The organism is Streptomyces sp. NPDC059564 (assembly GCF_042735575.1).
Classification (GTDB): Bacteria; Actinomycetota; Actinomycetes; order Streptomycetales; family Streptomycetaceae; genus Streptomyces.
In genome coordinates, this window is sequence record NZ_JBHWBP010000239.1 from 1 (window position 1) to 12102 (window position 12102).

Annotated in this window: 10 protein-coding genes; 4 read left to right on the forward strand and 6 right to left on the reverse strand. The window is 73.5% G+C overall.

Features of this window, described 5'->3' with window-relative positions:
- Positions 1–973 (reverse strand): type VII secretion-associated serine protease mycosin (gene mycP / locus ACFV0Q_RS29505; protein WP_385009422.1); only part of this gene is annotated, 973 nt, incomplete at its 3' end.
- Positions 974–1094: 121 nt separating this feature from the next.
- On the reverse strand, positions 1095–1901 hold the full coding sequence (locus ACFV0Q_RS29510) for a hypothetical protein (RefSeq protein ID WP_385009413.1): 807 nt from the start codon (positions 1899–1901) through the stop codon (positions 1095–1097).
- A 422-nt stretch (positions 1902–2323) separates the two neighbouring features.
- On the opposite strand from ACFV0Q_RS29510, the gene ACFV0Q_RS29515 reads away from it, so the two are divergent.
- On the forward strand, positions 2324–3517 hold the full coding sequence (locus tag ACFV0Q_RS29515) for an amino acid deaminase/aldolase (protein WP_385009414.1): 1194 nt from the start codon (positions 2324–2326) through the stop codon (positions 3515–3517).
- 6 nt (positions 3518–3523) lie between these two features.
- Here the strand turns inward: ACFV0Q_RS29515 and ACFV0Q_RS29520 are convergent, their stop codons facing one another.
- The 4 genes from ACFV0Q_RS29520 to ACFV0Q_RS29535 form a co-directional block, all read right to left on the reverse strand.
- Positions 3524–4822 carry a haloacid dehalogenase-like hydrolase gene (locus ACFV0Q_RS29520; protein ID WP_385009415.1) on the reverse strand — a complete coding sequence of 433 codons (1299 nt, stop codon included), beginning with the start codon at positions 4820–4822 and terminating at the stop codon, positions 3524–3526.
- Between the two features lie 108 nt (positions 4823–4930).
- Complete coding sequence (locus tag ACFV0Q_RS29525; protein WP_385009416.1) at positions 4931–5716, reverse strand: 3-oxoacyl-ACP reductase; 786 nt, start codon at positions 5714–5716, stop codon at positions 4931–4933.
- 5 nt (positions 5717–5721) lie between these two features.
- Entirely contained in the window at positions 5722–7101 is a 1380-nt protein-coding gene (locus ACFV0Q_RS29530; RefSeq protein WP_385009417.1) for an aldehyde dehydrogenase family protein, read from the reverse strand.
- Between the two features lie 54 nt (positions 7102–7155).
- Positions 7156–8520, reverse strand: a complete 1365-nt coding sequence (locus ACFV0Q_RS29535) for a glutamine synthetase family protein (RefSeq protein WP_385009418.1) — start codon at positions 8518–8520, stop codon at positions 7156–7158.
- Positions 8521–8597: 77 nt separating this feature from the next.
- Here ACFV0Q_RS29535 and ACFV0Q_RS29540 point away from each other — a divergent pair, with 77 nt between their 5' ends.
- The 3 genes from ACFV0Q_RS29540 (at position 8598) to ACFV0Q_RS29550 (ending at position 11689) form a co-directional block, all read left to right on the forward strand.
- On the forward strand, positions 8598–9344 hold the full coding sequence (locus ACFV0Q_RS29540) for a FadR/GntR family transcriptional regulator (RefSeq protein ID WP_385009419.1): 747 nt from the start codon (positions 8598–8600) through the stop codon (positions 9342–9344).
- Between the two features lie 137 nt (positions 9345–9481).
- Complete coding sequence (eat, locus tag ACFV0Q_RS29545) at positions 9482–10945, forward strand: ethanolamine permease (protein ID WP_385009420.1); 1464 nt, start codon at positions 9482–9484, stop codon at positions 10943–10945.
- A gap of 54 nt (positions 10946–10999) precedes the next feature.
- Positions 11000–11689, forward strand: coding sequence for a gamma-glutamyl-gamma-aminobutyrate hydrolase family protein (locus ACFV0Q_RS29550; protein WP_385009421.1), 690 nt, complete (start codon positions 11000–11002; stop codon positions 11687–11689).
- Positions 11690–12102: the final 413 nt, after the last annotated feature.

The following is a 12102-nucleotide window of genomic DNA, read 5'->3' on the forward strand; positions in this document are numbered from 1 at the left end:
AGCCGAAGCCGCGGGAGTCGTCGCGGCCGCCGCTGGGGGCGTTGCGGGCGGTGTCCTCCAGCAGCTTCTTGACCTGCGCCGGGGAGAGCCCGGGGTGGGCGGCCTTGACGAGGGCCACCGCGCCGGAGACGAAGGCGGCGGCGGCGCTGGTGCCCCAGCCCTCGTAGTAGGCCCGGTCGGGGTCGGCGATGACCACGTCGACGCCGGGCGCGCTGACGCTGGCGTACCAGTGGCGGGTCGAGAACGCGGCCTTGCGGCCCTGCCGGTCGACGGCGGCGACGGCGATGACCCCGGGGTAGGCGGCGGGGTAGGAGGTGTGGTCGCCGCGTTCGCCGCCGTTGCCCGAGGAGGCGACGACGACCACGCCCTTGCCGAGGGCGTACTGGACGGCCTCGTCCTCGGCGGATTCGTGGTGGGCGGAGTCGCTGTCGTCGCCGAGCGAGAGGTTGATCACGTCGGCGCCGTGGTCGGCGGCCCAGCGGATGCCCTCGGCGAGGGCGCCGGACTTGCTGTCGCGGGCCTGGGCGCGGCCCGGGTCGCCCTCCTCGAGGATCACCCGGACCGGGAGGACCTTGGCGTGGGGCGCGATGCCGAGGACGCCCTGGGAGCGGTCGGGTCCGTGGCCGTGGCCCGCGATGATGCTCGCCATCGCGGTGCCGTGCCGGGCCCAGGCGCGGTCGCCGCGGCCGGCGCCCATCCCGACGAGGTCGGTGCCGTCGAGGACCTGTCCGGCGAGGTCGGGGTGGGTGGCGTCAACGCCGGTGTCGAGGACGGCCACGGTGATCCCGTCGCCCTGGGTGGTGCCCCAGGCCTCCTCGGCGCGCAGGGCCAGCAGACCCCACTGGCGGTCGCGGATGGTGTCGGCGGCGGCCGGCGGCGCGGTGGCGGCGGTCAGCAGGGCCGCCAGGGCCAGCGCGCCGACGGCGGTGGCGCGGGCACGGGTCCATGCACGGACCGGGCGTGCGGGCGGCATCGGCCGGATTCCGGGCGCGGGGTGGCCGTGGACGGCGGGGCGGGCATGGGTCATCGGCGGCGCTCCATGGCCGGGGTGACCGTGGGGGCGCAGCGGCCGTGGACGGCGGGGCGGGCATGGCTCATCGGCGGCGCTCCGGGCGCGGGGTGTCCTTGGCGGCGGGCGGGGCCGCGAGGGCGCCGAGGGAGCGCTCGACCCGGCCGGCGACGGACGTGGCCCCGTGGCCGAGGCCCGCTTCGGCCACCACGCCGGTGGCGCCCTGGCGGGTGGCCTCCTCGGCCGGGACCGGCGCGTCCAGGACCCGGCCGTCGGCGAAGGCGGAGACGGCGTAGACCACGGCCGGGGCCCCGGCGACGACGCTCGCCGTCCAGGCGGCGCGCCGGGAGTCGGCGTACTCGTAGGCGGGCGGGGCGGGCAGCCGGCCGCGCAGGCCATCCATGGCGGCGGCGTCGGCGGGGGTGAAGACCAGGCCGACGGTGACCAGGGAGCTGCGGGTGGCGTCGGTGTAGGTGGCGCGGAGCACGCGGGTGCAGCCGGTGGCGGTGAGCGCGGCCCGCCACTCGGGGTTCAGGGCGGCCGCGCAGTCGGCGTCGGGGGCCAGCGCGATCCGGGTCCAGCGACGGTCGGCGCCGCCGGGGCCGCTGTCGGGGCCGTCCAGGAGGGGCGGCAGGAGACGGTCCACGGGGGCCGTGTGCCAGAGCGAGGCCGCCTCGCGGTAGACGGCGCCGGGGGGCAGCGGGCGCTGCGCGGCGCGGTGTTCGTGCCAGGCGGTGGCGGCGGCGCCCGCGAGGAGGCCGGAGCCGAGGAGGGCGCACAGGGTGGCGGCCACGATCCGGCCGGGGCCGCGGCGCGGGGCCGGGAACGCGGGTGGGGGGGCGGGCGGTTCGGGCTCGCCGAGGACCGCGGTCCGTGGTGTCGACGTGGTCATCCGGCGGCTCCGCCCCCCGTTCCGTACGGCTGCCTGTCCGTACTCTACGGGGCCGTTGCCCCGGCCCGGGCGGGGATGTGGGGGCCCTGGGGCCTGTCGTCAAACTCCCTCCCCCAGCTACCGCTGGGAGGTGCCCCCGGCCTCGCGACGCCTGGCACGCGCTCTCGCCGCACCGGGCGAAAGCCCAAGTACGTCCAGTACGCGGGCTTCCGCCCGGCACGCCGAGAGCACGCACCAGACGCCGCGAGGCCGCCCTTCGGGCGACGACGGGAGTTTGACGACAGGCCCCTGCCCCGCCGGGCCGGCGATTGCGGCGTGGGGGTCCGGGGCGGAGCCCCCGGAAGCAGTCCGGGCGATCCCCGTACCGCCCGGCCAGGGCAAGGGCCTACCCACCGGTAGAGGCGTCTGGCAAGCTGCCGCCCATGACTTCCGACCGGGCTCGGTACGACCGGGCGACCGCGCATCTCGACGCCCCGCTGGCCATCGTGGATCTCGAGGCCTTCGACGCCAACGCCGACGACCTCGTCCGGCGCGCGGGCGGGAAGCCGGTCCGGGTCGCCAGCAAGTCGGTACGCTGCCGGGCGCTCCTCGAACGCGTCCTGGCACGGCCGGGGTTCGCCGGGATCATGTCGTACACCCTGGCGGAGTCGCTGTGGCTGGCCCGCTCCGGGTTCGAGGACGTGCTGCTCGCCTATCCGTCGGCGGACCGGACGGCGTTCGGGGAGCTGGCGCACGACGCGAAGCTGGCCGCGGCCGTCACGGTGATGGTCGACGACGCGGCGCACTTGGACCTGATCGAGCGGTCGCGGGACGGGGGCGCGGAGGAGATCCGGGTCTGCCTGGAACTGGACACCGCCCTGCACCTGCTCGGCGGCCGGGTCCGGGTCGGAGCACGGCGCTCGCCCCTGCGGGAGCCCGCGCAGCTGGCCGCCCTGGCGCGGGCGGTGAACGAGCGGCCCGGGTTCCGGGTGGTGGGGCTGATGGCCTACGAGGGCCACATCGCCGGGGTCGGCGACGATCTCGCCGGGCGGCCCGTGCGCTCGCGGATGATCCGGCTGATGCAGGGGGCGGCCCGCAGGGAGCTGGCCGCGCGGCGGGCCGAGGTGGTGCGGGCGGTGCGGGCGGTGGTGCCGGACCTGGAGTTCGTCAACGGCGGCGGCACCGGCAGCGTCGCGGAGACGGCCGCCGAGGACGCGGTGACGGAGATCGCCGCCGGGTCGGGGCTGTACGTGCCGCGGCTGTTCGACAACTACACCTCGTTCCGGGGCCGGCCCGCGGCGCTGTTCGCGCAGCCGGTGGTGCGCCGCCCGGGGGTCGGGGTGGTCACCGTGCTGGGCGGGGGCTATCCGGCCTCGGGGGCGGCGGGCGCCGACCGGCTGCCCGTGCCGTACCTGCCCGCCGGGCTGAGCTACGACCCGCAGGAGGGCGCGGGCGAGGTGCAGACCCCGCTGCTGGGCGGCCCGGCCGACGATCTGCTGATCGGCGACCGGGTGTGGTTCCGGCACGCCAAGGCCGGTGAACTGTGCGAGCGCTTCGAGGTGTTGCACCTGATCGAGGGCGACCGGGTGACGGCCACCGCCCCGACGTACCGGGGCGAGGGCCGCACCTTCCTGTAGCCGGTACTAGAAGACGCTGTCCGTCTGGTCGGGGACGACGCTGGTGTCGCCCCGGCGGACGGGGCCGGCCGTGCCGTCGTGGTCGACGTAGCCCGTGGTGGAGCAGGGGTAGGGCCCGGTCTTCTGCTTCTTGGGCTCGATGAACATCGGGTTCACGATCCACTTGCCGTCGCTGTTGTCGTACGCGCGGCACATCAGCTCGTTCTTGTTGCGGTTGACGACGAGCCGCAGGGCGGTCGCGTCGCGCAGGAACGAGATGTCGGTGTCGGAGTCGCCCGCGGCGAAGACCTGGCGGCGGGCGGCCGGCTGGACCTTCTCGGCGGCGGCGCCGCGGACCCCGAAGACCTCCTGGTTGATCCAGCAGCGCTTGCCGTCGATGTACGTGATCATCGTGTCGGCGCCGTCCTTGACGGATCCGCAGCCCTGGAGGTGGGCGGTGAACGTGCCGCCGCGGGTGGTGGTGTTGCGGATGCCGATGACGTGGTCGGCCTGGACGCCGACGCCCTGGGCCCAGACCTCGACCACGGGCTGCGGGGAGGCGGAGCTGATCCACACGTCGAAACCGGCCTTCTGGAGGCCCTTGATCAGGTCCCGCTGCTGGTCGTAGTAGCGGACCCAGCCGGTGGCGGTGCTGGTGCCGACCTGCTGCTTGGCCCCGACGGGGGCGGCGAGGTTCTCGGCGCGGGCGGCGGCGGCGAAGCCGCGGACCTGGGCCGCGGTCCAGCCCTGCGTCAGCTGCGGCAGCCAGGCGTAGGCGGGTTCGATCGTACGGTGGTCCCAGCCGGCGAAGGCCGCGGCGCCGGAGCGGGTGGCGGCGGTGCCGTAGACGGCGTTCAGCTCGTCGGCGCAGGCCGCGCCCCCGGGGGTGCCGGTGGGCAGCGGGGCGCCGGGGCGGGCGAGGGGGCCGCAGGCGGTGGCGAGGGCAGCGGCGGCGGCCGGGGTGAGGTGGCGGCTGGTGGTGGACCAGTCCCCGCCCGCGGGCTGGCGGATCTTGCCGTTGCGCAGCAGCCAGAACATGGTGGCGTCGCCGACGTCGTTCTTGACGACGGTGTTGTCCCAGTCGAAGACGGCCACGGGCTTGGCGCGGCCGGGGCGGTACGGGTTGCAGCTGCCGTACTGGTCGATCAGCTGCTGGAGGCGGGCCTGGTTGTCCCCGTACCAGCCGGCCGCGAGCTTCGGGGTGGTGCAGTGCGCGCCGGGGCGGGCCGCCTGGGCGGCGGGCGCGGCGGCGACGAGGGTGCCGGCGGCCATCGCGACGGCGGCGGCGACGGCCTGGAGCCGGCGCGCGGTGGTGGGTCGGGTCACTGAGATGAACACTCCTGATTCCGATGAAGATCGTCGCGGACGGTAGAGCACGACAGCCGGGCGTCGTGCGACGCCCGGCTGTCGGGAGGGTGGTGTGGGGGTGAACGTTTAGAGGGGCGTGACGTACGCGCCGGAGATGCCGCCGTCGACCAGGAAGTCGGTGGCGTTGATGAAGGAGGAGTCGTCGCTGGCGAGGAAGGCCACGGCGGCGGCGATCTCGGTGGGCTCGGCGAACCGGCCGAGCGGGATGTGCACGAGGCGGCGGGCGGCCCGCTCGGGGTCCTTGGCGAACAGCTCCTGCAGCAGCGGGGTGTTGACCGGCCCCGGGCACAGGGCGTTGACGCGGATGCCCTCGCGGGCGAACTGGACGCCGAGTTCGCGGGACATGGCGAGGACGCCGCCCTTGGAGGCGGTGTACGAGATCTGCGAGGTCGCGGCGCCCATGATGGCCACGAAGGAGGCGGTGTTGATGATCGAGCCGCGGCCCTGGCGCTGCATGTAGGGCAGGGCGGCCTTGCAGCACAGGTAGACGGAGGTGAGGTTGACGTCCTGGACGCGGCGCCAGGCGTCGAGTTCGGTGGTGAGGATGGAGTCGTCGTCCGGGGGCGAGATGCCCGCGTTGTTGAAGGCGATGTCCACGGAGCCGTAGGTGTCGAAGGCCGTCTTGAAGAGGGCGTCGACCTGCTCCTTGTCGGTGACGTCGACCTGGACGAAGGTGCCGCCGACCTCCTCGGCGGCGGCCTTCCCGGCGACGGGGTCGATGTCTCCGCAGACGATGTTCGCGCCCTCGGAAGCCAGGCGGCGGGCGGTGGCGAGGCCGATGCCGCTGCCGGCTCCGGTGATGACGGCGGTGCGGCCGACGAGGCGGCGGCAGATGATCTCTTCGTTCGACATGCTGGTCAGGCCTCCGTGCTGATGAAGACGTTCTTGGTTTCGGTGAAAGCGGTGAGGGCGTCCGGTCCGAGCTCGCGGCCGAGCCCGGACTGCTTGTAGCCGCCGAAGGGGGTCCAGTAGCGGACGCTGGAGTGGGAGTTGACGGAGAGGTTGCCGGCCTGCACCGCGCGCGATACGCGCAGGGCGCGGCCGATGTCGCGGGTCCACAGGGAGCCGGACAGGCCGTACTCGGTCGCGTTGGCCAGGCGTACGGCGTCCTCCTCGTCCTCGAAGGGCAGGACGACGGCGACCGGTCCGAAGACCTCCTCGGCGGCGACGGGCGCGGTGGGGGCGGCGCCGGTGACGAGGGTCGGCGGGTACCAGAAGCCGGGGCCCTCGGGGGCGGTGCCGCGGACCGCCGTGAGGTCGTCGGTGACGTAGGACCGTACGCGGTCCAGCTGGACCCGCGAGATCAGCGGTCCCATCTGGGTCTTCTCGTCGGACGGGTCGCCGACGACCACGCCCTCGATGCCCGGGGCGACGAGCTCCAGGAACCGGTCGTACGCGGAGCGCTGGACGAGGATCCGGGTGCGGGCGCAGCAGTCCTGGCCGGTGTTGTCGAGGAAGGCCATCGGCGCCGCGGCGGCCGCGGCCTCCAGGTCGGCGTCGGCGAAGACGATGTTGGGGCTCTTGCCGCCGAGTTCGAGGGTGACCCGCTTCACCCGCTCGGCGCACTTGGACATGATCTGCTTGCCGACGCGGGTGGAGCCGGTGAAGACGATCTTCGCGACTCCGGGGTGCTCGACCAGGGCGTCCCCGGCGACCGCTCCGTGGCCGGGGAGCACCTGGAAGAGGTGCTCGGGGATCCCGGCTTCGAGGGCGAGTTCGGCGAGGCGCAGGGCGGTGAGCGGCGTGGTCTCGGCGGGCTTGAGGATGACGGCGTTGCCCGCGGCGAGGGCGGGGGCCAGGCCCCAGGCGGCGATCGGCATGGGGAAGTTCCAGGGCGCGATCACGCCGATGACGCCGAGGGGTTCGAGGAAGGTGACGTCGATGCCGCCCGCGACGGGGATCTGGCGGCCGGAGAGGCGTTCCACTCCCCCGGCGGCGAAGTCCAGCAGGTCGCGTACGTTGCCCGCTTCCCAGCGGGCGTTGCCGATGGTGTGGCCGGCCTCGCGGACCTCCAGGCGGGCCAGTTCCTCGAGGTGTCCGTCGACGACCGCGGCGAAGCGCCGCAGGAGTCTGGCCCGGTCGGCGGGGGCGGCGGCCGCCCATCCGCGCTGGGCCGCGGCGGCCCGTACGACGGCCGCGTCGACGTCGTCCCGTGTGGCGGCCGGGACGGTGGCGACGATTTCCTCGGTGGCCGGGTTCAGCACGCTCAGAGTGGCTGGGGCCAGCACATCGGACACGTGGTGCCTTTCTGGTGTTCGGTGTTCGGGTCGGGTGCGGTGCGGCGCCGTCCGTTACAGGCGTTCGAAGGAGCGGCGCAGTTCCCAGTCGGTGACGGCGGAGTCGTACGCGTCGAGTTCGACGCGGGCCATGTTGCGGTAGTGGGCGACGACTTCGGGGCCGAAGGCCGCCTTGGCGATCTCGCTGTTCTCCCAGAGTTCCGCGGCCTCGCGCAGGGTGGCCGGGACGTGGGCGTAGTCGCCGGTGTAGGCGTTGCCGGTGCAGGCCTCGGGGAGTTCGAGGCGGTTCTCGATGCCGTAGAGACCGGCCGCGACCAGGCCGGAGACGGCGAGGTAGGGATTGACGTCGCCGCCGGGGAGGCGGTTCTCGAAGCGGGTGGAGCGGCCGTGGCCGACCACGCGCAGGGCGCAGGTGCGGTTGTCGAAGCCCCAGGCGACGGCGGTCGGTGCGAAGGATCCCGGGCGGAAACGCTTGTACGAATTGATGTTGGGGGCGTAGAGAAGGGAGAAGTCGCGCAGTGCGGCGAGCTGGCCGGCCAGGAAGTGCCGCATCACGGGCGACATGCCGTCGGGTCCGTCACCGGCCATGGCGTTGTTGCCGTCGGCGTCACCCAGCGAGAGGTGGATGTGACAGGAATTGCCCTCGCGCTCGTCGTACTTGGCCATGAAGGTGAGCGACACGCCCTCCTGGGCGGCGATCTCCTTGGCTCCCGTCTTGTAGAGGGAGTGCTGGTCGCAGGTGGTGAGCGCCTCGTCGTAGCGGAAGACGATCTCGTGCTGGCCGAGGTTGCACTCGCCCTTGGCGGACTCCACGACCAGCCCGGCGGCCTGCATCTCGTTGCGGATGCGGCGCAGCAGGGGTTCGACGCGGCCGGTACCGAGGACCGAGTAGTCGATGTTGTACTGGTTGGCGGGGGTCAGGCCGCGGTAGTCGGCGTTCCAGGCCTCCTCGTAGGTGTCCTGGAAGACCATGAACTCCAGCTCGGTGCCGACCATGGCCGTGTAGCCGTGCTCGGCGAGGCGTTCCAGCTGGCGGCGCAGGATCTGGCGGGGGGCGGCGACGACGGGCGAGGCGTCGTTCCAGGCGAGGTCGGCGAGGACGAAGGCGCTGCCGGGGTTCCAGGGGATGCGGCGCAGGGTGGCGAGGTCGGAGTGCATGGCGAAGTCGCCGTAGCCCCGGTCCCAGGAGGACATCTCGTATCCGTCGACGGTGTTCATGTCGGTGTCGACGGCGAGGAGGTAGTTGCAGCCCTCGGTGCCGTGGGCGAGGACCTCGTCGAGGAAGAACTGTGCGGCGAACCGCTTGCCCTGGAGGCGCCCCTGCATGTCGGGGAACGCCAGGACCACTGTGTCGATCTCACCGCTGGCGACGAGGGAGCGGAGCTCCTCGGGCGCGAGCGGCGGCTTGCGGTCTACCACTGGAATCTCTCCTTCGGTGAGCCGAGTGGGCCTAAGGTATTGAATAAGACCATTGCTTGGGAAGGGGAGGAGCCGAGATGACCGACACGGTGGGCGAGGGCGGCGCGATCGCGCGGCTGAATCCCGTGCTGCGGCAGGTGCGGGCGGGCAACGGTTTCGAGGAGGCGCTCGAACAGATCCTCCAGGTGGTCCGGCTGGGTCTGGTGCCGGGCGGGGAACGTCTTCCGCCCGAGCGGGAGTTGGCGGAGCGGATGGGGATCAGCCGGGTCACCCTGCGCGAGGTGCTGAAGGTGCTCCAGGACCAGGGGCTGGTGGAGGCCCGGCGCGGCCGGTACGGCGGAACGTTTGTGCTGGCCCGCCCGGACACCCCGGCCGGCGGCGCCGAGGAGGAGCTGCGGCGGCGGGTCGCCGGGGTGGACATCGAGGACGCGCTGCGGTTCCGCGAGGTGCTGGAGGTGGGCGCGGCCGGACTGTGCGCCGCGCACGGGCTGACCGAGGAGGGCTCCGAGCGGCTGCTGCGCGCGCTGACCGCCACCCATGACGCCCCGCTCGCCGACTACCGCCGCCAGGACACCCTCTTCCACCTCACCCTGTGCGAACTCGCCGGGTCCGCCTCGCTGACGGCCCAGTACGCGGCCGTCCGGGCCACCGTGAACGACCTGCTGGACTGCATCCCGCTGCTGGTGCGCAATCTGGAGCACTCGCAGCAGCAGCACACCGCCCTGGTGGAGGCGGTGCTGGAACGGGACGCCGAGGGGGCGCGGGCCGTGATGCGCGAGCACTGCTGCGGGACGGCGGCGCTGCTGCGCGGCTTCCTGGCCTGAGGGGGCGCGGAGGGGCGATCCCGTGGGGCCGGGGAGGTTTTCGTAACCGCTGTTTAACGCACGGGTCTTGCGCCCGCCACACCCGGGACGCAAAGGTACGCCTCACAACCATTGCATTGCCCTAGGCAGGAGCGCACATGGCCGACGACACCGCACCCGTATCCGCTGCCGCACCACCCTCCCACGGGGACGCGGACGCCGAGTACCTCCAGCGCCGCACCCTGCGCCGCGGCAGCGCCGGCTGGCTGCTGCTGACCGGCCTCGGCGTCGCGTACGTCGTCTCGGGCGACTTCTCCGGCTGGAACGTGGGCCTGGACAAGGGCGGTTTCGGCGGCCTCGCCATCGCCACCGTCCTCATGGGCGCCATGTACGCCTGCCTGGTGTTCTCCCTCGCGGAGCTGTCCACGATCCTGCCCACCGCGGGCGGCGGCTACGGCTTCGCCCGCCGCGCGCTCGGCCCGTGGGGCGGGTTCCTCACCGGCACGGCCATCCTCATCGAGTACATCCTGGCCCCGGCCGCCATCGTCATCTTCATCGGCGACTACGTCGAATCCCTCGGCCTGTTCGGGCTGACCTCCAGCTGGCCCGTCTACCTCGGCTGCTTCGTCGTCTTCATCGGCGTCCACCTGTGGGGCGTGGGCGAGGCCCTGCGCTTCAGCCTGGTCGTCACCGCCATAGCCGTGGCCGCCCTGCTCATCTTCGCGTTCGGGGCGCTCACCGAGTTCGACGCGGGCTCCCTCGACAACATCGCCGTCGACACGAGCGCGTTCGGCTCCAGCTCCTGGCTGCCGTTCGGCGTCCTCGGCATCTGGGCCGCGTTCCCCTTCGGCATGTGGTTCTTCCTCGGCGTCGAGGGCGTGCCGCTGGCCGCCGAGGAGGCCAAGGACCCGGTCCGCTCCATGCCGAAGGCCCTCGCCATCTCCATGGGCATCCTCGCCCTGCTCGCCCTCATCACCTTCTTCGCGGCCACCGGCGCCCAGGGCGCGGACGCCGTGAAGTCCGCCGGCAACCCCCTCGTCGTCGCGCTGGAAGGGGACGGCGGGCCGACCGCCCTCAGCCGCTTCGTCAACTACGCCGGGCTCGCGGGTCTCGTCGCCTCCTTCTTCTCCCTCATCTACGCCGGCTCCCGCCAGCTGTTCGCGCTCTCCCGCGCCGGGTACCTGCCGCGGTTCCTCTCGCTCACCTCCCAGCGCAAGGCCCCGTACCTCGGTCTGGTGATTCCGGGCGCGATCGGCTTCGCCCTCGCGGCGGCCACCGGCAACGGGGCGCGGATGCTGAACATCGCGGTGTTCGGCGCGACGATCTCGTACGCCCTGATGGCCCTCTCGCACATCGTGCTGCGCCGCCGCGAGCCGAACCTGGAGCGCCCGTACCGCACCCCCGGCGGGGTCCTGACCTCGTCCGTCGCCTTCGTCCTGGCCCTGTCGGCGCTCGTCGCCACCTTCCTGGTGGACAAGGACGCGGCGTTCATCGCGGTCGCCGTGTACGCCGTCGCCCTGGCCTACTTCGCCTTCTACAGCCGCCACCGCCTGGTCGCCTCCGCACCCGAGGAGGAGTTCGCCGCGCTTGCGGCAGCCGAGGCGGAGTTGACCCGCGACTGAAATCCTGTCCCCGTCGTCTGCTGAGCCCGCCCCGCCCTTCCCGGAGGTAAGACCGTGCCCAGGCCGCTCATCGGCATCACCACCTACGTGGAGGAATCCACCCGCTACGGCGTGTGGGACCTGCCCACGTCCCTCGTCCCCTCCGGGTACTACGAACTCGTACAGGCGGCGGGCGGTGCGGCCGTGCTGCTGCCGCCGGACGAACCGGTGCGGGCGGCGGAGGTGCTGAGCCGGGTGGACGGCCTGATCGTCGCCGGCGGCCCCGACGTGGACCCCGTCCACTACGGGGCCCCGCGCGACCCCCGTACGGGAGCCCCCGCGACCGTCCGCGACGAGTGGGAGCTGGCGCTGATCGGGGCGGCGCTGGCCTGCGGGGTTCCGCTGCTGGGGATCTGCCGGGGCATGCAGGCGCTGAACGTGGCGCTCGGCGGCACCCTCATCCAGCACATCGACGGCCACGTCGACACCCCCGGCGTCACCTCCTGGCACCCGGTCCGGCCGGTCCCCGGCACGCGGTACGCGAAGCTGGTCCCGGAGGTGGCGGACGTCCCGACCTACCACCACCAGGCCGTCGACCGCGTGGGCCGGGGCCTGATCGTCTCGGCGCACGCCGAGGACGGCACGGTGGAGGCCATCGAACTCCCGGAGGGCGAAGCCTGGGTCCTGGGCGTCCAGTGGCACCCGGAACGCGACAAGGACACCCGTGTCATGGCAGCCCTCCTGGAAGCCGCCACGACTTTTTGACGCACCGCTCGCGCGTCTCGGCCGCAAGCGGCCTCCCCGGCTTCGCGCCGCTGCGCCGGACTCCGTCCGTCGGCCTGCCGGGCGGGGCCGCTGCGCGTGGCCGGGCCCGGCCCTCGTCTGCGGGTATGGTGCCGCTGCGCGGAGCCGGCCCCTCCCCGCCCTTCCTCCGTTCCCGCCTCAATCGCCGGCGCGGCTGAAAGACCCAGGCGCTGCCCGGCCCCGTTGCCGCGCGCAGCTAACGACACGGCGCTCCGCGCCCGCGCCTCAAACGCCGGCGGGGCTGGATTGCCCTGCGGGCAAACCAGCCCGCCTGGTGCAGCCGCACTAGGCAGCGGTGGTCAGCCAAAATCCAGCCTCGCCCGGGGGCCCCTCCCAGCGGTAGCTGGGGGAGTTTGAGGCGCGGGGTCTGGGGC